Annotated in this window: 22 protein-coding genes and 1 pseudogene; 16 read left to right on the forward strand and 7 right to left on the reverse strand. The window is 62.7% G+C overall.

Features of this window, described 5'->3' with window-relative positions; genetic code table 11:
* Nucleotides 1–90 precede the first annotated feature (90 nt).
* Nucleotides 91–861: an SDR family NAD(P)-dependent oxidoreductase gene (locus tag TZ03_RS11145; protein ID WP_051097657.1), complete on the reverse strand. Its 771-nt coding sequence runs from the start codon at nucleotides 859–861 to the stop codon at nucleotides 91–93.
* 68 nt (nucleotides 862–929) lie between these two features.
* On the reverse strand, nucleotides 930–1,763 hold the full coding sequence (locus TZ03_RS11150) for a transporter substrate-binding domain-containing protein (protein ID WP_051097658.1): 834 nt from the start codon (nucleotides 1,761–1,763) through the stop codon (nucleotides 930–932).
* A 454-nt stretch (nucleotides 1,764–2,217) separates the two neighbouring features.
* On the opposite strand from TZ03_RS11150, the gene gabP reads away from it, so the two are divergent.
* On the forward strand, nucleotides 2,218–3,609 hold the full coding sequence (gene gabP, locus TZ03_RS11155; protein ID WP_051097659.1) for a GABA permease: 1,392 nt from the start codon (nucleotides 2,218–2,220) through the stop codon (nucleotides 3,607–3,609).
* Between the two features lie 20 nt (nucleotides 3,610–3,629).
* Here gabP and TZ03_RS11160 read toward each other — a convergent pair whose 3' ends face one another.
* A complete protein-coding gene (locus tag TZ03_RS11160) occupies nucleotides 3,630–4,979 on the reverse strand; it encodes a PQQ-dependent sugar dehydrogenase (protein WP_051097660.1) in 1,350 nt (449 codons plus the stop codon).
* A 167-nt stretch (nucleotides 4,980–5,146) separates the two neighbouring features.
* On the reverse strand, nucleotides 5,147–6,070 hold the full coding sequence (locus TZ03_RS11165) for a LysR family transcriptional regulator (protein ID WP_051097661.1): 924 nt from the start codon (nucleotides 6,068–6,070) through the stop codon (nucleotides 5,147–5,149).
* Nucleotides 6,071–6,245: 175 nt separating this feature from the next.
* Between TZ03_RS11165 and TZ03_RS11170 the strand changes: the two genes are divergently transcribed.
* From TZ03_RS11170 to TZ03_RS11220, 11 genes are all read left to right on the forward strand, one after another.
* Nucleotides 6,246–7,385 (forward strand): iron-containing alcohol dehydrogenase, encoded by a 1,140-nt coding sequence (locus tag TZ03_RS11170; protein ID WP_051097662.1) that lies wholly within the window; start codon nucleotides 6,246–6,248, stop codon nucleotides 7,383–7,385.
* A gap of 73 nt (nucleotides 7,386–7,458) precedes the next feature.
* Nucleotides 7,459–8,238 carry an enoyl-CoA hydratase-related protein gene (locus TZ03_RS11175; RefSeq protein WP_051097663.1) on the forward strand — a complete coding sequence of 260 codons (780 nt, stop codon included), beginning with the start codon at nucleotides 7,459–7,461 and terminating at the stop codon, nucleotides 8,236–8,238.
* A 1-nt stretch (nucleotide 8,239) separates the two neighbouring features.
* The gene (locus tag TZ03_RS11180) at nucleotides 8,240–9,448 is read left to right on the forward strand and encodes a CaiB/BaiF CoA transferase family protein (RefSeq protein WP_051097664.1); all 1,209 of its coding nucleotides are present in this window, start codon (nucleotides 8,240–8,242) and stop codon (nucleotides 9,446–9,448) included.
* Between the two features lie 133 nt (nucleotides 9,449–9,581).
* Nucleotides 9,582–10,625 (forward strand): TRAP transporter substrate-binding protein, encoded by a 1,044-nt coding sequence (locus TZ03_RS11185; protein WP_051097788.1) that lies wholly within the window; start codon nucleotides 9,582–9,584, stop codon nucleotides 10,623–10,625.
* A 33-nt stretch (nucleotides 10,626–10,658) separates the two neighbouring features.
* Nucleotides 10,659–12,539, forward strand: coding sequence for a TRAP transporter large permease subunit (locus TZ03_RS11190; RefSeq protein WP_236692803.1), 1,881 nt, complete (start codon nucleotides 10,659–10,661; stop codon nucleotides 12,537–12,539).
* 28 nt (nucleotides 12,540–12,567) lie between these two features.
* Entirely contained in the window at nucleotides 12,568–13,026 is a 459-nt protein-coding gene (locus tag TZ03_RS11195; protein WP_051097666.1) for a thioesterase family protein, read from the forward strand.
* A 14-nt stretch (nucleotides 13,027–13,040) separates the two neighbouring features.
* Complete coding sequence (locus TZ03_RS11200; RefSeq protein WP_051097667.1) at nucleotides 13,041–14,000, forward strand: amidohydrolase family protein; 960 nt, start codon at nucleotides 13,041–13,043, stop codon at nucleotides 13,998–14,000.
* Nucleotides 13,993–14,952: an amidohydrolase family protein gene (locus TZ03_RS11205; RefSeq protein ID WP_051097668.1), complete on the forward strand. Its 960-nt coding sequence runs from the start codon at nucleotides 13,993–13,995 to the stop codon at nucleotides 14,950–14,952. Before TZ03_RS11200 ends, TZ03_RS11205 begins: the two co-directional genes overlap by 8 nt.
* 31 nt (nucleotides 14,953–14,983) lie before the next feature.
* Nucleotides 14,984–16,561, forward strand: a complete 1,578-nt coding sequence (locus TZ03_RS11210; RefSeq protein WP_051097669.1) for an aldehyde dehydrogenase (NADP(+)) — start codon at nucleotides 14,984–14,986, stop codon at nucleotides 16,559–16,561.
* 129 nt (nucleotides 16,562–16,690) lie between these two features.
* Complete coding sequence (locus tag TZ03_RS11215; protein ID WP_051097670.1) at nucleotides 16,691–17,263, forward strand: PPC domain-containing DNA-binding protein; 573 nt, start codon at nucleotides 16,691–16,693, stop codon at nucleotides 17,261–17,263.
* Nucleotides 17,264–17,349: 86 nt separating this feature from the next.
* On the forward strand, nucleotides 17,350–18,657 hold the full coding sequence (locus tag TZ03_RS11220; protein WP_051097671.1) for an OprD family porin: 1,308 nt from the start codon (nucleotides 17,350–17,352) through the stop codon (nucleotides 18,655–18,657).
* 303 nt (nucleotides 18,658–18,960) lie between these two features.
* Here the strand turns inward: TZ03_RS11220 and TZ03_RS11225 are convergent, their stop codons facing one another.
* The 3 genes and pseudogenes from TZ03_RS11225 to TZ03_RS11235 form a co-directional block, all read right to left on the reverse strand.
* Entirely contained in the window at nucleotides 18,961–20,265 is a 1,305-nt protein-coding gene (locus tag TZ03_RS11225) for an aspartate aminotransferase family protein (RefSeq protein ID WP_051097672.1), read from the reverse strand.
* Between the two features lie 119 nt (nucleotides 20,266–20,384).
* The gene (locus TZ03_RS11230) at nucleotides 20,385–21,881 is read right to left on the reverse strand and encodes a CoA-acylating methylmalonate-semialdehyde dehydrogenase (RefSeq protein ID WP_051097673.1); all 1,497 of its coding nucleotides are present in this window, start codon (nucleotides 21,879–21,881) and stop codon (nucleotides 20,385–20,387) included.
* Nucleotides 21,882–21,957: 76 nt separating this feature from the next.
* Nucleotides 21,958–22,176, reverse strand: a pseudogene (locus TZ03_RS11235) (aspartate aminotransferase family protein); the annotation flags it as partial.
* A gap of 169 nt (nucleotides 22,177–22,345) precedes the next feature.
* Here TZ03_RS11235 and TZ03_RS11240 point away from each other — a divergent pair.
* The 4 genes from TZ03_RS11240 (at nucleotide 22,346) to TZ03_RS11255 (ending at nucleotide 25,877) form a co-directional block, all read left to right on the forward strand.
* The gene (locus tag TZ03_RS11240; RefSeq protein WP_051097675.1) at nucleotides 22,346–23,266 is read left to right on the forward strand and encodes a LysR family transcriptional regulator; all 921 of its coding nucleotides are present in this window, start codon (nucleotides 22,346–22,348) and stop codon (nucleotides 23,264–23,266) included.
* 217 nt (nucleotides 23,267–23,483) lie between these two features.
* A complete protein-coding gene (locus TZ03_RS11245; RefSeq protein WP_051097676.1) occupies nucleotides 23,484–24,320 on the forward strand; it encodes a transporter substrate-binding domain-containing protein in 837 nt (278 codons plus the stop codon).
* Between the two features lie 53 nt (nucleotides 24,321–24,373).
* The gene (locus tag TZ03_RS11250) at nucleotides 24,374–25,195 is read left to right on the forward strand and encodes an amino acid ABC transporter ATP-binding protein (RefSeq protein WP_051097677.1); all 822 of its coding nucleotides are present in this window, start codon (nucleotides 24,374–24,376) and stop codon (nucleotides 25,193–25,195) included.
* A gap of 10 nt (nucleotides 25,196–25,205) precedes the next feature.
* The gene (locus tag TZ03_RS11255) at nucleotides 25,206–25,877 is read left to right on the forward strand and encodes an amino acid ABC transporter permease (protein WP_051097678.1); all 672 of its coding nucleotides are present in this window, start codon (nucleotides 25,206–25,208) and stop codon (nucleotides 25,875–25,877) included.
* The last annotated feature ends 10 nt before the right edge of the window (nucleotides 25,878–25,887 follow it).

The following is a 25,887-nucleotide window of genomic DNA, read 5'->3' on the forward strand; positions in this document are numbered from 1 at the left end:
ACCTTCGATAACGCGCCATGTGACTGCAAGGCAACCCGACTGGGAGGGGATCGAACAAGCCTGCCGGGGCAGGTTAGCTTTGGTAACGCATCAGCGGATATAGCTACCGCCATTGACGTCCAGGGTGGCGCCATTGAGCGATGCCTGCGAAGGACGCAAGGTAAATGCCACCAATTCGGCGATTTCCGCCGGACTGGCCATACGGCCAACGGGTATATCGGAAACCGCCGCCGCTTCGCCGTGCTGAGCGATGAACTGCTCTGCCATCTCGGTGCGCACCCAGCCCGGTGCGATCGCCACCGCCACCACCCCGTCGCCTGCCACACTGCGGGCCAGGGACTTGGTCAGGTTGATCAGTGCTGCCTTGCTGGAGCCGTACGGCAACGCATCCGCGGCATAACCGCGTTGCGCCGCGCGGCTTGCCATGTTGATGATGCGCCCGCCGCCGTGGGCGCGGTAATGCGCGACGGCCTCGCGACACAAATCGGCAGCCGCGAAGAAATTGACCTGGAACTCCCGGCGCCAAGCTTCGCGCCATTGAGAGGACGGTGCCTCGAGTGCAATCTCGGTACGAATACCGGCATTGTTGACGAGCCCATGAATTCTTCCACCACACAGGTCCAACGCGGCTCGCCACAATTGCTCAGGACCAGCCTCCTGGCTCAGGTCACCTTGCACGATCCAGCCTTGGCCACCGATCCGGTCCAATAACTGCTGCGCACCTTGCGCATCGCGGCTGTAGTGAATCACCGCGCGCGCGCCTTCGGCGGCCAGGCGTTCGACAATCGCTGCGCCGATACCACCTGAAGCCCCGGTCACCAGGACAGTTTGCCCTGCCAGGGGACGTGTTGGGTCACTCATCTGTGCTCACCTTCCATTGTTGAAAACATCGAAGGCCGCCCACGCTCGATGAGCGGCCGATAATCGTGTTACTTCGCCGAGTTGGCCTGGACGGACGCCTTGTCCACCAGTTGCTGGATTTCACCGGTGTCGCGGCGCTGGCGCAGATAGATGTTCAGGACCTCCAGGTCCGCGGCGGAGATATCGCGGCGCACGCCGAAGGATACGCCCTGCTTGGCCAGTGCCGGCTTGGGCAGGATTTCACGTGTCCAGTCGGGGTTCGCGAGCGCAAAGAGATGGTTGGTATCACTGGCGTCGACCAGTACGTCGGCACGCTTGGACATGACGGCCAGCCGAGCCTCATCCATGCCGGGCAGGCGCATGATCTTGCCGTTGTGCAGCACTGAGGAAATCGCCTTGTCCTGTGCAGTACCTGACATCACGGCGAAGGTGACCTCGGGTTTGTCCAGGCTTGCGATGTCGTCGTTCACGTCGGCAACCTTGGGGTTGTTCTTGTTTACCAGCAGCGACACCTGATAATCAGTTGCCGGCACGGTGAACGCGACCGCCAGTGCCCGCTCCGGCGTCTGGTTCAGCGCCATGGCCAGGTCCCACTTGCTGCTTTGCAGGCCTGCCACGAGGTTGTCCCAGTTGGTATCGACGAAGGCGACCTTGACCTTCAGTACCTTCTCGCCAAAGTCCCTGCAGAGGTCAACGAAATAACCGCTGTAGTCACCCGTCTTGGCATCGCGCATCACATAAGGTGCAGCTACTGCGGCACCGCACCTCAGCACACCAGACTTCTGCACGCCCTGCCACAGCGAGGTCTCAGCGGCCTGCACCGTCGACTGGGCCAGCAAAGCGCTGCACAAGCCAGCGCCGATCAAAAGCGATTTGAACGTAGACGGGATGGGAAGAACCATTTTCAACCTCACTGGTAGTCATTGTTGTTGGCAGAAAGGTACGGCACCCGAATGCATGCTATTTTGTGTGCACTATTGCACTCACATTAAAAACGACACAGAAAGCTGTCAACACTTGTTAGCTAAAAATATATTCGCTGAAACAAACATGGTGACGAGCTGATTTTTACGACAGTAAAACAGTATCTATGCGTGAGAAAAAATGGATTTAACTCACTATTGAACGGAGCGAAGCTGTTGAAGATTTTTGAACCGCCAGGATCACCAGATCATCGTCGACGCACTTTGCGAGTTGCTCGGCCATGACCGCAGCGCGCTCGCGCTCGCCGCGGATTGTCCGTTCAAGCGTTAGAACGGCTGACGCTCCTGCCCCTGGATACCTATGAGCGGCATTCAGGGGCTGATCGTGCGTTACGGATTTAGAACGCTCCAAAAACAATTATCGAGTTCTTCCATGTCCAATACATCACTTGCACCTGGCCTGAAACAGCGCCATGTCACCATGCTTTCGATCGCCGGCGTGATCGGCGCAGGGCTCTTCGTTTTTTCGGGTCACGCAATCGCCAAGGCAGGTCCCGCTGCCCTTCTCGCCTACATTTTCACCGGTGCTCTGGTAGTGCTGGTGATGCGCATGCTAGGTGAGATGGCGGTCGCCTCGCCGGACACTGGTTCGTTTTCCACCTATGCCGATCAGGCCATCGGACGCTGGGCAGGGTTCAGCATCGGCTGGCTCTACTGGTGGTTCTGGGTGCTGGCCATCCCCCTCGAAGCGATCGCCGCGGCCAATATCCTGAATACCTGGATGCCGGCGGTGGACACCTGGGTATTCGCTTCGACCGTGATCGTGCTGGTGACAGCATCGAATTTCTTCAGCGTCGCACGCTATGGCGAATTCGAATTCTGGTTCGGCTTGCTGAAGATCCTGGCAATCATTGGCTTCATTGCCTTGTGCACCGCGGCATTGCTGGGCCTGTTGCCTGATCGTCCAGTCAGCGGCCTGCAGCGGTTGATGGCCGAGCACGGCGGCTTCGCGCCCAACGGCATGCAGGCTATCGTCGGCGCCATGCTCACCACCATGTTCAGCTTCATCGGCGCCGAGGTAGTGACCATTGCAGCGGCGGAGTCCAAGAACCCTGCTCGGCAGATCACCCGCGCGACCAATTCGGTGGTATGGCGTATCTGCATCTTCTACCTGCTGTCTATCGCGCTGATCTTGTCGATCGTGCCGTGGAATGACCCGCGCTTGCCCGAGGTTGGGTCTTTCCAGCGCGTGCTGGAAATACTGCAGATTCCTAACGCCAAGCTGGTGATGGATATTGTCGTGCTGGTAGCGGTAGCCAGCTGCATGAACTCGCAGGTGTATACCGGCTCGCGGATGCTCTATTCACTGGCCAAGCGTGGTGACGCACCGACCTTCCTCGGCCGTACCACACTGGCCAAGGTGCCACGTGCGGCCGTGACGTCGACCACGGTGCTCGGCATCATGGCAACATTCATCAACTACTTCGCGCCGCAAAGCGTGTTCTCTTTCCTGCTGGCAACCTCCGGGGCCGTCGCTCTGCTGGTTTACCTGGTCATCGCCGTTTCCCAGCTGTGCCTGAGGAAAAAGCTGCTGGCCAGCGGGCAACCACTGGAGTTCCGCATGTGGCTGTTCCCATGGCTGACCTGGGTGGTGATCGCCTTCATCAGCGGCGCCTTGCTGAGCATGTTCTTCATTCCGGCCTACCGCACCGAGATCACGGCCACCGGCTTGCTGACCATCGTCATCATTTGCCTGGGCTTGTTGACCGCACGAAAAACCCATCGCACCGCTACGGCACAGCTCAAGAGACGTGCAACGGCCTGATACATCCTTGCGCACCGGTCTCAACCGGCGTGGCCCGGCGTCGCCGTCACGCGCCAGATCGTGTTGCCGACATCATCGGCCACCAGCAATGCTCCGCTGCGATCGAGCATCACCCCCACTGGCCGGCCCTGGGCCTCACCATCGGCATTGAGGAAACCGGTCAGGAAGTCCACCGGCAGCGCCGAAGGCTTACCGTCGCTGAACGGCACGAACACCACCTTGTAGCCGGCCTGCGGGTTGCGGTTCCATGAGCCGTGTTCGCCGATGAACGCGCCATTGGCAAACGCCGCCGGCATGCCGCGCGCATCGGAAAACGCCAGGCCCAGCGGAGCCACGTGGGTGCCCAGGGCGTAATCCGGGGCAATGGCCTGGGCCACCTTGTCCGGGCGCGGCGGTTGCACGCGGACGTCGACATGATTGCCGTAGTAGCTCCAGGGCCAGCCGTAGAACGCACCGTCCTGCACTGATGTCAGGTAGTCCGGCACCAGGTCGCTGCCGATTTCGTCGCGCTCATTGACCACCGTCCACAACTGTTTGGAACCGGGCTTCCAGGCCATGCCGTTGGGGTTGCGCAGGCCACTGGCAAACAGGCGCTTGTCGGCGCTCCTGACGTCGACTTCCCAGATCGCCGCCCGTCCCTCTTCTGCCTCCAGCCCGTTTTCACCGACATTGCTGTTGGAGCCGACCGTCACGTAGAGCTTGGTACCCTCGGGATTGGCCAGCACGTTCTTGGTCCAGTGGTGGTTGATGCCTGCCGGCAAGTCGGTGACCTTGACCGGGGTCGCGCTGATTTCGGTTTGCCCTTCATGGTACGGCACCTTGACCAGCGCATCGGCGTTGGCGATGAACAATTCGTCCCCCACCAGCGCCATTCCGAACGGCGACGTCAGCCCGCTCATGAATACCGTGCGCAGTTCCGCGCGACCATCACCGTCGGCGTCGCGCAGCAAGGTGATGCGGTTGGCGCTAGGCGCATCGGCACCGACCCGCCCCATCACGATCCCCATTGCCGTGCGGCGCGCCCAGGCCAGCGGTCCGCTGCCGCCATCGGTGGCGCCTTCAGGCATCGGCGGGTGATTGCTTTCGGCAACCAGCACGTCGCCATTGGGCAGCAGATAAACCCAGCGCGGGTGGTCCAGGTGCTCGGCCAGCGCAGTCACCTTGAACCCGGCCGGGGCCTTGGGCATATCGCCGTCCGACCAACCGACCGCCTTGGACACCTTCAACGTGGGGATCAGCGAGGTGGTGGGTTCGGGCAGTTGCGGGTTCGGGCCGACACTGGCCTGGGGCGGCAGTTTGGACGATTCGCCACAGGCGGCGAGCAGCGCGGCCGTGGTCATCAGGAGCGCCAGTCGGCGGGAGATAGTCATGGATCAAACCTCGCGGTGGCCATCCGGGGCCAGTGAGTGGGCAGGCAAAATCCCGTCGAGTATCGCGAGCTTGAACCGGCGCGAACACCGCCGCCATCACAAATCAATTTTGCCTGAATCGCACGAATGCTCCTCCACGATGGCGGGTACTATCACCGGCAGGTAGGTCAGGCGGGATTGAGCAGCGCCTCGCGCAGCAGCCGGGCCGCCGGTGAGTCCGGCACGCCTTTGCGCGACACCAGTTCATAGGGTTCGCTGCGCGAGGTGATGGGCAGCCGCAGCGTGGTGGTGAAGCCGTAGCCGGAGCAGAACTTCGCCACGTCGGTCGAGACCAGCGCGACCAGGGTCGGGTTTTCCTGCAACAGCGACAGGGTGGCGAAGGCCGAGGTGGTTTCCAGCAAGTGCACCGGAAAACGCAGGTCCGCCTCATGGAACTCCCGCTCCAGCAGCAGGCGCATCGGCATGTTGGCGCGGTAGACAACCCAACGGTAATCCATCAGGTCCTTTAGCGATAACTGTCGGGCATAGGCGAACGGGTGCTGAGTACTGGCGATTACCGCCAGGGTTTCTTCGACGAACGTAGTGCTTTCGTACAGGTAGGGGGTATTGCTGATGGTGGTGCGGCAGATCGCCAGGTCCAAGCGCCCGGCATCGAGCTGGCTGAGCAGCGTGGCGCTGGTGTCCTCGACGATCTCGATGGACAGCTTGGGATGGTCGGCTATCACCCGGCTGATAGCCGTGGTCAGCAACGGCACGGCCCCCATGATGGTGCCGACCGACACGCGCCCGCCCTCGCCACTCATGATGCCTATGATCTCTTCGCGCAGATGCGCCAGGTCGGTCTGGATCAGGCGCGCGTAGCGGATGACCAAGCGCCCGGCATCGTTGGGTTCAAGCCCGCGGTTGGTGCGGGTGAACAACGAGGTACCGAAGGTGGTTTCAATTTCCTGCAGCGCCTTGCTGGCGCCAGGCTGGGTCAGCGCGATCTGTTTGGCCGCGCCGAGCAAGGAGCCGTGTTCATCAAGGGCAATCAGCAAACGCAGTTGCTTGATGTGCAGGCGAGACATGATCGAGTTCAGTGAGGGCGTCATCAGGGTTAACTAAAAGTTATAGAGGTATCGAAAGTTGTCAGTATCGAGGCTGGCCAGGACGGCCCTATAGTCCACCCCACAACCAGGCAATGCAACGGGTTTGACCAGAGAGCGTAAGCCCTCCCGCCCATGACCGGTTGCAACAATAACAATCCTGTATAACTTGTGGTGAATCATGTCCCTCATCAATTACATCACCAAAATCCAGTTCGGCTATGACAGCCTGCAACACCTGGCGGCAGAAGCCGAACGTGCCGGCATCACCCGCCCCCTGATCGTCACCGACGTCGGCGTGCGTAATGCCGGGATCGTCGACAACGTCATCGCCGCCCTTGGCGCCGACCATGCCCCGACAATTTTCGACGCCACCCCGCCCAACCCGAACGAGCACGCCGTGCGTGAAGCCGTGGCGCACTACCACCACGGCGAGTGCAACGGCATCATCGCCGTCGGCGGTGGTTCCTCCATCGACCTGGCCAAGGGCGTGGCCGTCTGCGCCACCCACGACGGCCCCCTGCAAAGCTTTGCCGTGATCGAAGGCGGCCTGGATCGCATCACCGCCGCCACCGCCCCGTTGATTGCGATCCCGACCACGGCGGGCACCGGCAGCGAAGTCGGGCGCGGCGCCATCCTGATTCTCGACGACGGGCGCAAGGTCGGCGTGATCTCCCCTTATGTTGTGCCCCGGGTGGCCATCTGCGATCCGGAACTGACCCTTGGCCTGCCGGCCATGCTGACCGCCGCCACCGGCATGGACGCGATTGCCCACTGCATCGAGACCTTCATGGCCCCGGCCTTCAACCCCGCCGCCGACGGCATCGCCCTCGACGGCCTGCGCCGGGCCTGGGAACACATCGAGCGCGCCACCACCGAACCCGGCGACCGCGAAGCGCGGATGAACATGATGAGCGCGTCGATGCAGGGCGCACTGGCGTTCCAGAAAGGCCTGGGGTGCGTGCACAGCCTGTCCCACGCCCTGGGCGGGATCAATCCGAAGCTGCACCACGGCACCTTGAACGCGATTTTCCTGCCGGCGGTGGTCGGCTTCAACTCCGATGCTCCGACCGTGCGTGACGAACGCAAACTCGAACGCCTGCGCCACGCCATGGGCCTCGCGGCCGACGCCGATATCGGCCTAGCCATCGAGGACCTGACCCGGCGCCTGGGTCTGCCGACCCGGCTGAGCCAGATCGGGGTGGACCCAAGCCTGTTCGCCGGCATCGTCGAAGGCGCGCTGCACGATCACAGCCACAAGACCAACCCACGCGAAGCGTCTGGCGCGGACTACCTGTCGATGCTTGAACAATCGCTGTAAGCCGCCGCTGCCCTACAACAATAAAACAGGAGGCATCCGCGTCGCCGGCCACGCCGGCGTTAGCGGCCCCATCATGAAGCCCACCGTCCTTATCGAACGGCAAGAAGCCATTGCCATCGTCACCCTCAGTCATCCGGGCAAGATGAACGCCCTCACTCTGTCCATGTGGCAAGAGCTAGGTGATGTCATGACCGAACTGTCCGCAGACCTCAGCGTGCGCTGCGTGGTGTTGCGCGGCGCCGGCGAACAGGCCTTCGCCGCCGGCGCCGACGTCGGTGAATTCCCCGCGGTCCGCGCCAACCCACCTCAGGCCCGCCACTACGCCGAGGTGACATCGGCCGCCATGCGCGCGGTCGCCGACTGCCCGCACCCAGTGATCGCGATGATCCACGGCGTGTGTGTCGGCGGCGGCCTGGAAATCGCCGCCCTGTGCGACCTGCGCATCTGTGGCACGTCCAGCCGCTTCGGCGCACCGGTCGGCAAGCTCGGACTGGTCATGTCCTATGACGAAATGGCCGGGCTGGTGGCGCTCGCCGGACGCTCGACGACCCTGGAGATCCTGCTCGAAGGGCGGATCCTCGATGCCCAGGACGCCTACGTGAAAAACCTCGTGACCCGCGTCGTCGCCGATGCCGAAGTGCAGGCCGAGACTCTCGCCACCGCCCGGCGCATCAGCCAGGGCGCGCCACTGGTCGCCCGCTGGCACCGCCAGGCAGCGCGACAACTGGAGGCCGGCGTGCCGCCCACCGTCGAGCAGATCGACGACAGCTACGCCTGCTATGACAGCAACGATTTCCAGACTGGCCTGAACGCGTTCATCGCCAAGACCAAACCACAATTCGAGGGCAAATGACATGGGACCGCTGACAGGAATGCGCGTGGTAGAACTGGCTCACATCATGTCCGGGCCGGTGTGCGGCATGATGCTCGCCGACATGGGTGCGGACGTAGTGAAGGTCGAGAAAGTCCCGGACGGCGACGACTCGCGGCGCTTCTCGCCGATCATGGCCAGCGGTGAGTCGGCCTCGTTCATGGTGGTCAACCGCAACAAGCGCGGCATCGGCCTGAACCTCAAGACCGACGGCGGGCGTGACGTGCTGCGTCGCCTGCTGATGGAGGCGGACGTGGTCACGGAGAACTACCGCGCCGGCACCATGGAAAAATTCGGCCTGGGTTACGACACCCTCAAGACCCTCAACCCCGGCCTGATTTACTGCGCGATTTCCGGTTACGGACGCAGCGGCCCCTTCGGCGACAAAGGCGGCTTCGACCTGATTGCCCAGGGCATGAGCGGCATGATGAGCATGACCGGTGAAGCCGGGCGCGAGCCGGTCAAGGCCGGTTCGCCCGTGGCCGACATCAACTCCGGCATCCTCGCCGCCCTCGGTATTTGCGCCGCTTACGCCGCCAAACAACGCACCGGGCTGGGGCAGATGGTCGATACCTCGCTGTTCGAGGCCGGCCTGCAACAAATGTACTGGCCGGCAGCGGCGTATTTCGCCGACGGCACCATCCTGCCGAAGATGGGCTCGGCCAACTCCACCAGTGCGCCGTATCAAGTGTTCCGCACTGCGGACGGCTGGATCAACATCGGTGCCGCCAACCAGGCCAACTACGAACGACTGGTCGAGGCGCTGGCCGTACCGCAACTCAAGGCCGACCCCCGCTTCGCCAGCAACGCCTTGCGCATGGAGCACCGCCTGGCGCTGGTGGAAATCCTCAATGAAGTGCTGGTCGCGCGCACCACCGATCAATGGATGGTGTTGTTCGACAGCCTCGGCCTGCCGGCCGGACCGGTCCTGGACATCGCGGCGGCACTGGCGCATCCGCAGACCCAGGCTCGAGGCATGGTGGTGGAAACCGACCACCCCACCGAGGGCAAGGTCCGGGGCATGGGCCTGCCGATCCACTTTTCCGACATGGACAACGCCGCGCCAGCGACCAGCCGCCCGGCGCCGCTGCTCGGCGAACACACCCGCGAGGTGCTCAAGGAAAGCGGCTATGCGCAGGACGAAATCGACGAACTGATTCGCACCCAGGCCGTCGTGGCACTCGCTTCGTAAACCCCACCGGCAGGAGCGAGCTTGCTCGCGATCAGGTGTGTCAGGCAACTCAGTGCTGATTGACACACCGCATCGCGAGCAAGCTCGCTCCTACAGGCATCAGAACAACAACAAAAACAAGAAGGTGAACATCATGAGCCGTATCTTGACCGAGTCCGTCAGCCGCCGATCCTTCCTGGTTTCTGCCGGCGCCACCGTGGGCGGCGCCTTCGCCGCCAGCCTGCTGCCATCCGGCGTCTTCGCCGCGACCAAACCCATCGTGCTGCGCTACACCAGCAGCCTGCCCGACACCCACCCGCTGAACCAGCAGATGAAAGCCGCCTCGCAAGCCATCAAGGCGGAAACCAACGGCGCGGTCGACCTGCAGGTGTACGCCAACGGCGCCATGGGTGGCGACACCGACATGCTGTCCCAGGTCCGGGCCGGCGCCATCGACTTCATTCCATTGCCCGGCGCGATTCTGTCGACCCTGGTGCCGGTGATGTCGATCGAAAGCATGCCGTTCGCCTTCAAGGACTACGACAGCGTCTGGTCGGCCCTGGACGGCAAGCTGGGCGAGCACCTGCGGGCGAAGACCGCCAAGGTCGGGCTGATCCCGATGGAGAAAGTCTGGAACAACGGCTTCCGCCAGATCACCAGTTCGACCCGGCCAATCAACACGCCGCAGGACCTCGCCGGCTTCAAGCTGCGCGTCCTGGTGAGCCCATTGTGGACGTCGATGTTCAGTGCCCTGGGCGCCTCGCCGACCGGTATCAGCATCAACGAAACCTACTCGGCGTTGCAGACCAAAGTGGTCGACGGCCAGGAAAACCCGCTGGTGGTGGTCGAGTCGGCACGCTTCTACGAAGTGCAGAAATTCTGCTCCATGACCGACCACATCTGGGGCGGGTTCTGGATCGTCGCTTCCGGCAAGACCTTCCCCAAGTTGCCCACCGACGTGCAGGAAATCGTCTCGCGGCAGATCAACGCCGCCGCTCTGGTCCAGCGTCAGCAAGTGATCGACCTCAACGCCAGCCTGGAGCCGTCCCTCACCGCCCACGGCATCACCTTCAACAAGGTCGATCGCTCATTGTTCCGCGCCGACCTGCAAGCCAAGGGCTTCTACACACAATGGAAGGAAAAGTACGGCGCGCAAGCCTGGGGCCTGCTCGAGCAGTACGCGGGTCAACTGTCCTAAGCCGGAGACACAGTCATGAAAAACGAGATACCAATGACGGACGTTCCCCCTGCTGAAGGACTCAGCCCGTGCCAGGCCACCTTTCGCCTGGGCCGCGCACTCGACACCGGCCTGCGCTGGCTGACCGAAGGCAGCGCGGCGTTGCTGGTGGTGATCGAAGTCGTCCTGCTGTTCTGCAACGTGTTTTCCCGCTACGTGCTCAACCAGCCGATCGTCTGGGGTGACGAACTGGCGTCGCTGCTGTTCCTGTGGCTGGCGATGCTCGGCTCGGTGGTGGCGATGCGGCGCGGCGAGCACATGCGCCTGACCTCGTTCATCGCGCGGCTTTCGGCGGAAAAGCGCGAATTCGTCGACACCCTCGGCGCGATGATCGTCATCACGTTCATCGGGCTGTTGTTCACCCCGGCGTGGGAGTACGTCAGCGACGAATGGATCATCACCACCGCCGCCCTGGAAATCCCCAACGCCTTTCGCGTATCGGCCATTGCCGTCGGCCTGAGCCTGATGCTGATGACCTGCGTCGCCCGCCTGCTGACCCGGGCCCGGTTGATCGACTTCTCGGTGTCGGTGGCGATGCTCGCGTCCCTCGGCGCGCTATTGTGGGTGGGCGAAAGCACGATGCTGTTGATGGGCAACTGGAACCTGGTGATATTTTTCATGATCGGGGTGATGGCGATGATCGTCATCGGTGTGCCGATCATGGTCGCGTTCGGCCTGGCGACCGTGGCGTACCTGTCGAGCATGACCAGCACGCCGCTGAGCCTGGTGGTCGGGCGGATGGACGAGGGCATGGCCAGCCTGATTCTGCTGGCGATCCCGCTGTTCGTGTTCCTCGGCGCGCTGATCGAGGCCATGGGCATGGCGCGGGCGATGATTCGCTTCCTGTGCTCGTTGATCGGTCACGTGCGTGGCGGCCTTTCCTATGTGCTGATTGGCGCGATCTACCTGATCTCGGGTATTTCCGGCTCGAAAGCGGCGGACATGGCGGCCATCGCCCCGGCGTTGTTTCCGGAAATGAAGAAGCGCGGCGAAGATGAAAACGAACTGGTGGCGATGCTCAATGCCTCCGGCGCCATGTCGGAAACCATCCCGCCGAGCCTGGTGCTGATCACTATCGGTTCGGTTACCGGCGTGTCGATTTCCGCGCTGTTCACCGGTGGTTTCATGCCGGCGGTGGTCGGCGCAATCGCCATGGCGGCGGTGATCTGGTGGAAGAACCGCAAGGGCCAGGCCTCCACAGGCAAACGCGCCTCGGGCAAGGAAATCGGCCACTCGCTACTGCTGGCCCTGCCCGCACTGGCCCTGCCCTTCGTGATCCGCACGGCGGTGGTCGAAGGCGTGGCCACCGCCACCGAAGTCGCTGCCATCGGCGTCGCCTACACCTTCATCGTTGGCCTGCTGTGCTATCGCTGCTTCGACTGGCGCCGGCTGTACCCGATTCTGGTCAGCACCGCATCGCTGTCCGGGGCAATCCTGATCATCATCGGCAGCGCCACGGCCATGGCCTGGGCGCTGACCCAATCGGGCTTCTCGCACCAACTGGCGCAAGTCATGGCCATGGTGCCCGGTGGGGCCATGGGCTTCCTGATCATTTCGGCGGTGGCGTTCATCCTGCTCGGCAGTTTCCTGGAAGGCATCCCGGCCATCGTGCTGTTCGGCCCGCTGCTGTTTCCGATTGCCAAGGCCCTAGGCATCAACGACGTGCACTACGCGATGGTGGCGATCTTCGCCATGGGCCTGGGCCTGTTCGCACCGCCCTTCGGCGTGGGCTTCTATGCCGCGTGCGCCATCGCCAAGGTCGACCCCAGCGGCGCCATGCGCCGGGTCTGGCCGTATCTCGGCGCACTGGTGGTCGCCCTCGGGGTGCTGATCGCCGTGCCGTGGGTCTCCATCGGTTTCCTCCCCAACAAGTGATTTCGACCCTTCAACCACGAGGTTTGCCATGAATTTCTCCACACTCCAAACCGGTACCGCCACCGAACGCCGACTGACCGTCGATACACCACGCGCCATCTCGTTTCTCGGCGAGGACCTGCGCATCTACGCCACGCCCCGGCTGGTGGACGACATCGAACAGACCTGCCTTGACTACCTGCTGACCTTCCTCGACGAAGGCGAGAACACCGTCGGCGCAGCGGTCGATATCCGCCACGTCGGCGCGACGCTGCTGGGCATGTCGGTGAGCATTACCGCCACTGTCACCCGCATCGAAGGTCGCAGCGTTACCTTCAACGTCGAAGTGCGCGATGACGTCGAGCTGGTCGCCACCGCCGCACACACCCGGGTCGTGGTGAACGTCGCCAAGCTGCGCAGTCGCGTCCAGGCCAAGGCCGACGCTGCGGCGGCGGGCGAAGTCGAGGACGGTGTGCTCAGCCCTTCCCAATTCGCCGCGTCGCGCTGAGTCGGGCCACCGCCATGCTCACGCTCCAAGAACGCAACGGGTTGCCCAGCCTGGCCGCCGCGGATGCGCTGCCGCTGATCGACGCCCATCACCACCTCTGGGACCTGGGCAACGGCCGCTATCCCTGGCTGCAGAACGAGTACCACGAGGACTTTTTCCTCGGTGACTATCGCCACCTGTGCCGGGATTTTCTGCCGGAACATTTTCTCGCCCTCAGCCAGCGCCAGCGGCTGGTCGGCACGGTGCACGTCGAAGCCGAGCGTGCCCGTGACGAACAGGTCGCCGAAACCCGATGGCTGGAGCAGGTACACGCCCGCTTCGGCTTCCCGAACGCCATCGTCGCCCATGCCTGGTTCGACCGCGAAGACAGCGCCGACATCCTCGCCGCCCAGGCCGCCCGTCCGCTGGTCAAGGGCATCCGCTCGAAACCGGTGACCTCGGCGTCACCGCACGTTTCTGTCACCGGAGCCCGGGGCACCATGCAGGATCCGCGCTGGCTCGAAGGGTTTTCGCGGCTGGCCAATCATGACCTGTCGTGGGACCTGCGGGTGCCGCCCTGGCATCTGGTCGAGGCTGCCGAGGTCGCGGCGATGTTTCCGTGCATCCGCATCGCCCTCAATCACACCGGTTTCGCCTGGGACCGCAGCCCCGAGGGCATGGCCCGCTGGCGCAAAGGCCTGGAAGCCCTGGCGTTGCAGCCCAACGTGCACATCAAGCTGTCGGAATTCGGGCTCAAGGATTCGCCCTGGCGGTATGAGGACAACCGGGTGGTGGTGCTGACCGCACTGGAGATTTTCGGTGCCGGGCGCTGCATGTTCGCCAGCAATTTTCCGGTGGCTGGGTTGCGCGCTTCCTACGACACGATTGCCGACGGCGTGGCCAGCATGCTCGCACCCATGGGGCGCGCCGTGCAGGAAGCCGTGTTCGCCGACAACGCCCGTCGCTTCTATCGGCTGGAGCCAGACCATGAATGACCTTGCACCCATCGACTGGCGCGCGCGTTTTCTCGCCAGCGGTGACGACGCGGACCTGCCCATCGTCGATGCGCACCAACACTACTTCGACGTCGAAAACCATTATTACCCCTGGTTGAACGACCGCCCGTTGCGACCCTTCCGCTATGGCGATTACTCGTCGATCTGCCGCAATTTCCTGCCCGCGGACTACCAACGTCTGGCCGGCCATCATCGCGTGGTGCAAACGGTGGTCATAGAAGGCGAATGGGACCCGGCGACATCAGCCGATGAACTGACCTTCGTCGACGCACTGGCGCAGCAGGAAGCCAGCATCGGCGCCATGGTGGCGCAGGCCTGGCTCGATCGCGCGGACATCGGCGAACTGCTGCGCCTGTACGGCGCTCACCCGCTGGTGCGGGGCATTCGCCACAAGCCGACGGTGACCACCTACCAACACTGGCGGGAGGACTTCGTGGCCGCCGGCTCCATGCGTGATCCGCGCTGGCGTGAGGGTTACGCGCAACTGGCTCAGCACGGCCTGCACTTCGAATTACAAGCACCGTGGTGGCACCTGCCGGAAGCCGCCGAACTGGCGCGGGATTTTCCCGACGTGCCCATCGTCGTCAATCACACCGCCTTGCCGGCCGACCGCAGCGAAGCCGGCCTGGCCGGCTGGCGCGACAACCTGGCGCTGCTGGCGCGCGAGGCGAATGTCGTACTGAAGATTTCCGGCATCTGCATCCCTGGCCAGGCCTGGCCCGTCGAAGCCAACCGCAGGGTGGTCGACGATGCGATCTCGATCTTCGACGTCAGCCGCTGCGCCTTCGCCAGCAATTACCCGGTCGACGGCGTGGTGAACAGCCTCAGCGAGGTGTTCGACGGTTTGAAGCACCTCGTCAGGTCCCGTCCCCGCAGCGAGCGGCTGGCCCTGTTTCATGACAACGCCCGGCGCATCTACCGGCTCGCTTGAGTCGACCTGCAGTCTTTATCAGGAGTCCAACATGCTTGAAGTTTCAGGCCACAATTACATCGCCGGCGCCCGTTCGGCCAAGGGCACCCGTACCCTGCAAAGCCACGATGCCAGCACTGGCGAAGCGCTGCCCTATCGTTTCCATCAGGCAACGAACGAGGAAGTGAATGCCGCTGCCGAAGCTGCCGCGGTGGCTTACCCGGTTTACCGGAATTTTTCCGCCGAGCGCCGTGCAGACTTCCTCGACGCCATCGCTGCCGAGCTGGACGCCCTCGACGAATCGTTCATCCAGCTGGTGTGCCAGGAAACCGCCCTGCCCGCCGGGCGTATTCAGGGTGAGCGGGCCCGCACCAGCGGCCAGATGCGCCTGTTCGCAACAATGCTGCGTCGGGGTGATTTCTACGGTGCACGCATCAACCGCGCGCTGCCGGACCGGCAACCCTTGCCTCGCCCGGACCTGCGCCAGTACCGCACAGGCATCGGTCCGGTCGCGGTGTTCGGCGCCAGCAACTTCCCGCTGGCCTTCTCCACCGCGGGCGGTGACACCGCCTCGGCCCTCGCCGCCGGCTGCCCGGTGGTGTTCAAGGCTCACAGCGGGCACATGGCGACCGCCGATTACGTTGCCGATGCGATTACCCGCGCGGCGCAGAAAACCGCAGTGCCCGACGGCGTGTTCAGCCTGCTCTACGGCAGTGTCGGCGAGGCGCTGGTCAAGCATCCGGCGATTCAGGCGGTCGGCTTCACCGGTTCGCTGCGCGGCGGTCGGGCCCTGTGCGACATGGCCGCTGCCCGTGCGCAACCGATCCCGGTGTTCGCCGAGATGAGCAGCATCAACCCGGTGCTGCTGATGCCCGCCGCGTTGAACGCCCGCGCCGAACAGATCGCCGCCGAACTGAGCGCATCGGTGGTGTTGGGCGCGGGCCAGTTCTGCACCAACCCCGGTCTGGTGCTGGGCATCCGTTCACCGCAGTTCAGTGACTTTGTGCAGCGTTTGAGCACGCTGATCGCTCAACAACCGGCGCAGACCATGCTCAACGTCGGCGCCCTGAACAGTTATTGCCAGGGCCTGGAACACCTGCACGCGCATCCCGGCATCACGCACCTGGCCGGCAGCGCGCAGCAGGGCAGCCAGGCACGGGCGCAGTTGTTCAAGGCCGATGTCAGCCTGTTGATCAACGGCGATGAGCGGCTTCAGGAAGAGGTGTTCGGCCCGACCACCCTGGTCGTCGAAGTCGCCGACCACGCCGAACTGCTCCAGGCCTTGTACGGCTTGCGCGGCCAGTTGACCGCCACGCTGATCGCCGAAGACGCGGACTTGGCCAGCCTGGACCCGATCCTGACGTTGCTGGAACAGAAGGTCGGGCGTGTGCTGTTCAACGGTTACCCCACCGGCGTGGAAGTCTGCGATGCCATGGTGCACGGCGGGCCTTACCCGGCCACATCGGATGCACGCGGCACCTCGGTCGGCACCCTGGCGATCGACCGTTTCCTGCGCCCGGTGTGTTTCCAGAACTGCCCCGACAGCCTGTTGCCGGACGCCCTGAAGAACGCCAATCCGCTGGGCATCGCCCGGCTGGTCGATGGCGTCAGTCACCGCCAGACGCTGTAACCCGCCACCCGTTTCCAGCAACGCCCGCGCGCCTGTCAAGTGACAGGCGCCGGGTTCGCTCGCCCTGAAAACAGGGTTCTGCACCGCTCCACCGCTTTAACCCACAACAACAAAAACCGAGGAAGTCCCATGCACGTTCAACGTCACCCGAAACACCGCCTGTGCAAACTGATGCTCGCCATGACTGCTGCCTTCCTGATCGGCACGACCGGCACCCCGCAGGCACTGGCCGAAACCACACCTGCCGCGACGACAACGCCCATGCAATGTGCCACCCAAACCACACCGCGCTACACCAAGACCCCCACCGGCTACCTGATGGTGCTGCGCATGGGCGACAACGTCTTCCAGGAACTGACCAAACTGGCCATCGCCGAAAAGATCCCCAGTGCCTCGCTCATCGGGATCGGCTTCGGCAACGTCAAGTTCGGGTTCTGGAACAAGGACAAGAAAGACTTCGACTCCAAGCTCCTGAACAACGTCGAGATGGCCAGCATCACCGGCTCGCTCGCCTGGAAGAACAATCAGCCGTCGATCCACATGCACGGCGTCGCCGGCGACGCCACGTTTCAGGCTTACGGTGGCCATATCCTCGATTTCGAGGTGACCACCGGCTCGATGGAGATCACCGTGATCGTCCACCCGCGTCGCCTGGAACGTGGCATTGACCCGTGCATCGGTGCCAACGTGCTGGGGATCTGAGCCGAACACCTCGCTCCCGCCGCCCGCGCATCGGCCGGCGGGAGTCACCCTCCCGAATCCAACTACAAGAAAATGGGGCGTTCTACATGAGCAGCAAGTACACCGTTATCACCCTGGCCCTGGGCGCCATGACCCTCGGCGGCCAGGCGCACGCGGACTTTTTGCGCGACAGCAAGGCGACACTGGGGCTGAAGAATTTCTACTTCAACAACGACAACCGCGACGGCACGGCGACCCCGTCGAAAACCGAAGAATGGGCCCAGGGATTCCTGCTCGATTTCAAGTCGGGCTACACCGACGGCACGATTGGTGTGGGTGTCGATGCGCTGGGACTGATGGGCGTGACCCTGGACAGCGGCAAGGGGCGCCATGTCGGCAGCAGCATGATTCCATCGGGCAGCGACGACAGCGCCGTGGATGAGTGGAGCCGCCTGGGCCTGACCGGCAAGGTCAGGGTGTCTAAAACCGAGCTGCACCTGGGTACGCTGATGCCGAAACTGCCGATCCTGGTGTCCAACGACGGCCGCCTGCTGCCCCAGACCTTCGAGGGCGGGCAGATCACCTCCAGCGAGTTCAAGGACCTGACCCTCACCGGCGGGCGCATCGAACACGCCACCGGCCGCGGCTCCAGCGATCAGACCGGGCTGTCGGCGACCGGTGGCACCCGGGAAAGCAACGCGTTCGATTTTGCCGGTGGCGACTGGAAAATCTCCCGTGACCTGACGGCCCAGTATTACTACGCCCACCTGGACGACTATTACACCCAACAGTTTTTCGGCCTGTTGCACACGCTGACGATTGCGGACAATCAATCGCTGAAAACCGACCTGCGCTACTTCCGCACCGATTCGTCCGGCAAGAACGGCTCGGGCACTTCGGGCTACCGGATCAGCGGCTATACCGACGGTAACGATGGCGAAATCGACAACCGCACCTGGAGCGCCGCGCTGATTTACAGCCTCGGTGGCCATGCGTTCACCGCCGGTTACCAGAGCGTGTCCAGCGGCAGCGGTTTCACTCAACTCAACCAGGGCGGCCTGCCGGACAAGGGCGCCGGCGGTGTCAGTCTTTACCTGTACACCGACCGCCTGATCCAGACCTTCACGCGCGCCGGTGAGCGCACCGCGTTCGGCCAGTATGCGTATGACTTTGCCGCGGTTGGCCTGCCGGGTTTGAAAGCGTCAGTGATCTACCTCAGTGGCGACAACATCAAGACCACCACGGGCGGCACCCAGAAGGAGTGGGAGCGTGACTTCAGCCTGGATTACACGATCCAGTCCGGTGCACTCAAGGGGGTGGGGTTCGGCTGGCGCAACGGCAAGTCCAACAGCGAGGCGAGCCGCAACCAGGACCAAAACCGCCTGATCGTCAGCTACAGCATTCCGCTTCTGTAACAAGAGAGAATGGAGGCTGCGGCCGGTGCAGCCTTCGTCATCGACTCAATTCTTTAACTGAGAGTCGATGACGTTTGCACACAAAAAAGGCCGCCAGCGTGGTGGCGGCCAGGTCTTGGGCCGAAGCTTCGACTAAGTGGTGAGGAGGTGTGTGCCTGCCGCCCATGTTGGCTGCGGGCAAACCGCAGAGAGCGCTCTGCGTGCACGGATAACTGCTTCATCAATACGCTGGGTGAGAACAGCCGATGACGCCGATACCCGAACCTGTGGCCAACATCCAAGGACGCTGGCCCTGTACAACGATCAACCCAGTACCGAGCCGATCACTTCATCGAGGATGGCGATACCGGCCTCGATCTCTTCAGCGGTGATGATGCAGGGCGGCGCGACGTGGATACGGTTCTCGACCACGAACGGCAACAGGCCGCGCTCCAGCAGCTTGTTCTTCAGCGCAAGCATGGTCTGGGCGGCCAACGGCGCACGGGTCGCCTTGTCGCTGACGAACTCCAGCGCCCAGAAGACGCCAGCGCCACGGACTTCACCAATGGCCGAGTGGCGTTGCTGCAGTTCACGCAGGCGCGGGCCCAGGTGCTTCTCACCCATTTCCTGGGCGTTCTCGACCACACGCTCTTTGTGCATGGTGTCGATCGACGCGACGATCGAGGCCATGGCCAGCGGGTGGCCGGAGTAAGTCAGGCCGCCTGGGAAGAAGTGGGTGTCGAAGTAGCTGCTCAGTTGCTCGGAGATCACCACGCCGCCGACAGGTACGTAGCCCGAGTTCACACCCTTGGCAAAGGTGATCAGGTCCGGCACCACGCCATAGTGCTCGAAGGCGAACCACTTGCCGGTGCGACCGAAACCTGCCATCACTTCGTCCAGGATCAGCATGATGCCGAACTCGTTGGCCAGTTCGCGCACACCCTGCATGTAAGCGGCCGGGGTCACCAGCACACCGGCTGTACCCGGCAGGCTCTCCAGCAGGATGGCGGCGATTGAGTTCGCACCTTCGCATTCGATCACACGACGCAGGTGACGCAGGGAGCGCTCGGTTTCTTCCGCCTCGGTTTGGGCGTTGAACTCGCTGCGGTAAAGGTACGGGGTGAAGAAGTGCACATGACCACGAGCGTACTCGTTCGGCACCCGGCGCGGATCACCGGTGGCGACGATCGCCGAGCCGGTGTTGCCGTGGTAGGAACGGTAGGACGACAGCACCTTGTCACGCCCGGTGAACAAACGCGCCATGCGGATCGCGTTCTCGTTGGCATCGGCGCCACCGTTGGTGAAGAAGACCTTTTTGAAGCCGGCCGGGGCCTGCTCAATGATGCGCTTGGCGGCCTCGCCACGCATCAAGTTGGCCGTCGCCGGCGCAATGGTAGTCAACGACGCAGCTTGCTCTTGGATGGCCGCAATCACCGCAGGGTGCTGGTGGCCAAGGTTGGTGTTGATCAGTTGGCTGGAGAAATCCAGGTAACGCTTGCCGTCGTAGTCCCAGACCGTGCTGCCCTCGCCGCCGGCGATCACCAGCGGGTTGAGCGCGCCTTGGGTGGACCACGAGTGGAATACATACTCGCGATCGAGATCTTTCACGTATTGATTGGTAATCGCCATGATACTTATCGGCCTGCTAGTTAAGTGAGTCAGACGCTTGAAGAATGACGAACGCCTGCGTCATCGCGGTTCTCCGTCAGAACAGTGAACGACGCAGGCATTCGAACCAGGGGCTTGCCTTAGCTGTTGCTAGGGAAAGCGAATTGAGCGGCCTCATGGCTGGTGCGTTTCGGCCAGCGCTGGGTAATGGCCTTCTTGCGGGTGTAGAAGCGCACACCGTCCGGGCCGTAGGCGTGCAGGTCGCCGAACAGCGAACGCTTCCAGCCGCCAAAGCTGTGGTAGCTCACCGGTACCGGCAGCGGCACGTTGACGCCGACCATGCCCACTTCGATCTCGTCGCAGAACAGGCGCGCCGACTCACCGTCGCGGGTGAAGATGCAGGTGCCGTTACCGTACTCGTGATCGTTGATCAGCTTGATCGCGTCTTCCAGGCTGTTCACGCGTACCACGCACAGTACTGGGCCGAAGATCTCTTCCTTATAGATGCGCATTTCCGGGGTAACACGGTCGAAAAGCGTGCCGCCCACGAAGTAGCCGTCTTCGTTGCCTGCCACTTTGAAGCCACGACCGTCCACAACTACCTTGGCACCGGCGGCAACGCCGTCATCGATATAGCCCAGCACCTTGTCACGCGCAGCAGCGGTGACCAGCGGGCCCATGTCCAGGCCACAGGAAGTACCAGCACCGATCTTCAGTGCCTTGATTTGTGGTTCGAGCTTGGAGATCAGGGCGTCTGCCACCTGGTCACCTACACACACGGCCACAGAGATCGCCATGCAGCGCTCGCCGCACGAACCGTAGGCGGCGCCCATCAGCGCGCTGACGGCGTTGTCCAACTCGGCGTCCGGCATCAGCACCGCGTGGTTCTTGGCGCCGCCCAGGGCTTGTACGCGCTTGCCGCGCTTGGTGCCTTCGGCGTAGATGTATTCAGCGATCGGGGTCGAACCGACGAAGCTCAGGGCCTTCACTTCAGGCGCCTCGATCAGTGCGTCCACCGCTTCCTTGTCACCGTGCACCACGTTCAGCACGCCCTTTGGCAGGCCGGCTTCGTGCAGCAGTTCGGCGATCAGCAGAGTCGAGCTTGGGTCGCGCTCGGACGGTTTGAGAATGAAGCAGTTACCGCAGGCGATGGCCAGCGGATACATCCACAGCGGTACCATCGCCGGGAAGTTGAACGGGGTGATGCCGGCCACCACGCCGATCGGCTGCAGGTCGCTCCAGGCATCGATGTTCGGGCCCACGTTGCGGCTGTACTCGCCCTTGAGAATCTCGGGAGCGGCGCTGGCGAATTCGACGTTCTCGATACCGCGCTTGAGTTCACCGATGGCATCTTCGATGGTCTTGCCGTGCTCTTCGCTGATCAGCTGGGCAATACGCTGCTCGTTCGCCTCCAGCAACTGCTTGAAGCGGAACATCACCTGCGCGCGCTTGGCGGGTGGGGTGTTGCGCCAGGCCGGGAAGGCGGCCTGGGCCGAGTCGATGGCCTTTTGCACGGTGGCACGGCTCGCCAAGCCCAACTTGTGGATAGCCTGGCCAGTGGACGGATTGAACACATCCGTGGTGCGGGCGTCGTCCGCGATGTGTTCACCATGGATCAAGTGCTTGATAGTTGCCATCTTCTTTCCTCGAGCTTGGTGACAAGCTGTTTATTTGTTGTATTACGGAAGCTCCCGACGCGCGAGAGCGTGCTGATCAGTCGAGACAGTGCAGGGCTTCGCCCACTGCATCGAACAGACGATCCAGTTCCTGGGGTTTGGTGTTGAAAGTTGGGCCGAACTGCAGGGTGTCGCCGCCAAAACGCACGTAGAATCCTGCCTTCCACAACGCCATGCCTGCCTCGAACGGGCGAATGAGCGCATCGCCATCCCGTGGCGCAATCTGCAACGCCCCGGCCAGGCCGCAGTTGAAAATGGCATCCAGTGCGATTCGAGCCGGAGGCCACTGGCCAAGGAGAGAGGTGTCTGCAAGGCCTGGTTCATGGCGGTAATCCTGAGCGTGGAGTGATGCGCCTAGCTTGTGCTGGAAAGTCATGTGCGATAAATCTATATTTTCTTGCAATCAGTTATTGGATAACTCACGCATGACCAAGAAGACGCCCCTGCATCAGGTAAGTGATTTTGACCTCAGGCTGCTGCGGGTTTTCAAAACCGTCGCCGAATGCGGCAGTTTCTCCGGCGCCGAAAGTGCGCTGGGCATCACCCGGTCCGCCATCAGCTTGCACATGGGCGACCTGGAAAAACGCCTGGGAATGCGCTTGTGCCAGCGGGGGCGCGCAGGTTTTGCCCTTACCGACGAAGGCCGTGAGGTGCTGCGCGCCAGTGAAACCGTGCTGGTGGCCATAGAGGGCTTTCGCAGCGAAGTGAACCAGATGCACCAGCAACTGCGCGGCGACCTGAACGTAGCGATCGTCAACAACCTGGTCACTCAGCCGAAGATGCGCATCACCCATGCGCTCAAAGCCGTGCGCGCCGAGGGCAGTGGCGTGCGCATCAACCTGAGCATGAGTACCCCCGGTGAAATCGAGCGCGGCCTTCTGGATGGCCACCTGCACGTCGGCGCAGTGCCGCTGATTTCGCCCCTGTCCGGCCTGGACTACAGCCTGCTCTACGAGGAACGGTCAAACCTGTATTGCAGCCACGAGCATCCGCTGTTCGCCCATGCCGCCAGTGTCACTGACGAACAACTGGCCCAGGCCGATGCCGTAGTGCCGACCTACCGGATGACCGCCGAGGCAATCGGGCTGCACCAACTGCTCAACTTCGGGGCTTCGGCGACTGACCGCGAGGGGATCGCGTTTCTTATCCTGACCGGCAGCTACATCGGTTTCCTGCCCGATCATTACGCCGCCACCTGGGTGGAAAAAGGCATCATGGCAGCGCTTGACCCCAACCGCCTGCACTTCGATGCCAAGCTCGCCATCGCGACCCGCAAAGGGCGCCGACCGAACATGATCCTTGAACGTTTTCTCAACGAATTGCAGTTGACCGGTAGCCCCGCCTAGCTTCACCCCTCCTCCACTCACAGAGCCCTCCCCAATCACTTTTGCAGGTGATCGGGGTCGCTTTGCTTCAAAAAATTCTTTCAAGCGTGTTGACAGTTTGCGCAGAGTCGCAATAGCCTGAATGCATCGCTGCACACATTGCAGCATTCAAATAAAACACAGCGATTCGTTTGCTTGCTCTTCTGCTTACAAAAACAAATTACCGGAGAGATTCAACATGGCACGGTCCCTTTCACGCAAAGTCAGCGCCGGCGTTGCATGCCTTACCGCAGCCCTGGCGTTGCTGTCGCAACCTGCGGCACACGCCGACACGCAAACCTGGCAAAGCGTCCAGAAAGCCGGCGTACTTCGGTGCGGCGCAGCTGTCGCAGCCCCCTATGTGATGCGCGACCCGGCCTCCGGCCAGTACAGCGGCTATTTCGTCGACCTGTGCCGCGACTTCGCCGAAAACGTGCTCAAAGTCAAAGCGCAATTCGTCGACACCAGCTGGGACAACCAGGTGGCGGGACTACAGAGCGGCAAATGGGATATGGCCATGGCGCTCAACATGACGCCTGAGCGGGCAAAAGCCGTGGCTTTCTCCACCCCGGCCACTGACTACCAGATTTCGTTGCTGATCAATGAAAAAAACCCGAAGTTCAGCGGTGCCGGTAACGCCATCACTGATTTCGACAAACCAGGCGTCACCATCGCGGTCATCTCCGGCACCGCCGCCGACAAAGCCGTCACCGTCGCCATCAAGAACGCCACGCTGATGCGCCTGCCAGGTTCGGACGAAACGCGCATGGCATTGATGTCGCGCCGAGCCGACGTGCTGGCTGACGCCAACGACACCAACCACCTGTTCGCCATGGCCAACAGCTGGGTCAAGGAAGTGCTCCCTGTCCCCGCCATGGCCAAGCAAGGGGTGTCTTTCGCCCTCGCCCATGACACGCCCGCTGCAGGCCTTGCCCTGCTCGATGCCTACCTGACCCAGCGTCGTGAGTCGGGCGAGATCGACAAACTGGTGGACAAGGCCTCCGCCGAAATCATCGCGGGCGGCAAAGCCCAGTAACGCCAGCGGACATGTAGAGGGCCCGGCTCAGGGCTCTTCCGGAGACGACTGTAATGACCACTCCTCATTTGGTGGCTTCCCAGCCACAGGCTTCGCTCAACCCGAATTCAGACATGAACGGCAATTTCATCCAACTGCGCAGCGTGCGCAAAGCCTATAGCGAACAGCTGGTCGTGATGGACCAGATGAACCTGGACATGCGCGCCGATGACCGTCTCGTCATCATCGGTCCGTCGGGCAGCGGCAAAAGTTCGTTGCTGCGCGTGCTTATGGGGCTGGAAGGTATCCAGAGCGGCAGCATTCATTTCCAGGGCAAGCCTTACATCGACGGCGCACGCAAGCAGGGCAAACCTCTGGATGAGGTCCTGCACAAGCAGATCGGCATGGTATTCCAGCACTACACCCTGTTCCCGCACCTGTCGGTCCTGGGCAACCTGATCCTGGCACCGGTGAAGGTGCATGGCCTGAGCAAGGCCGAAGCCACCGAAAAAGCCCGCGCCTACCTCGCTCGCCTGGGCCTGGAAAGCAAGCTGCACGCCTACCCCAGCCAGCTGTCTGGCGGGCAGAAGCAGCGCGTGGCCATCGCTCGGGCACTGATGCTCGAACCGCGCCTGATGCTGTTCGACGAGGTGACGTCGGCGCTGGACCCGGAAATGGTCATCGAAGTGCAGAACGTGATGATGCAACTGGCCGAACAGAAGATGGCGATGATCATCGTCACCCACGACATGCACTTCGCCCGCCACATCGCCACCCGCGTGGTGTTCTGCGCCAACGGCAAGGTCGTCGAGCAAGGCCACCCCGAACAGATCTTCACCCAGCCCAAGGAAGCCCGCACCCGCGAGTTCCTGGAAAAGGTCGTGCATTTCGAGTGAGGGCACTGCCATGAACTACCAATTTGACTTCCACTTCCTCAGCGGCAGCTTCCCGGCGCTGCTCGACGGGCTCAAGGTGACCCTGGAGCTGGCGCTGGCCTCGAACCTCATCGGCCTGATCTGCGGTTTCCTGTTGTGCCTGATGACCCTGAGCCGCTGGTTCTTCATCCGCTGGCCGGCACAGCTGTTCATCGAGTTCTTCCGCTGCACCCCGGCGCTGCTGCAGATCGTCTGGTTCTTCTACTGCGTGCCAATGCTGTTCGACGTGTTCATCGACCCGATCGCCATGGGCTTCCTGGCGCTGGGCCTGAACCTCACTGCGTTCAATGCCGAGGCCTATCGGGCCGGCGTGCAGGCGGTGCCGCGTGAACACCTGGATGCCTCGATCGCCCTGGGTTTGAAGAGTTGGCAACGCACCCTTTACGTCATCCTGCCGCAATCACTGCGCAGCGCCTTGCCGGTGCTGATCACCAATGGCATCGGCACCCTGCAGCAAAGCGCACTGGTGGCCATCGTCGCGGTCGCCGACCTGATGTACGTGGGCAAGAGCCTGGCCACCGAAGCTTACCGCCCGTTGGAAACCTACACCCTGATCGCCCTCATCTACTTCGCCATGTCGCTGCCTATTGCGCAGTTGGTGCAGTGGTTCGAGCGTCGCCAGGAACTGGCCGGACAGCGCTGAGGAAATCACC

This window comes from Pseudomonas sp. 10-1B, from assembly GCF_000935045.1.
Classification (GTDB): domain Bacteria; phylum Pseudomonadota; class Gammaproteobacteria; order Pseudomonadales; family Pseudomonadaceae; genus Aquipseudomonas.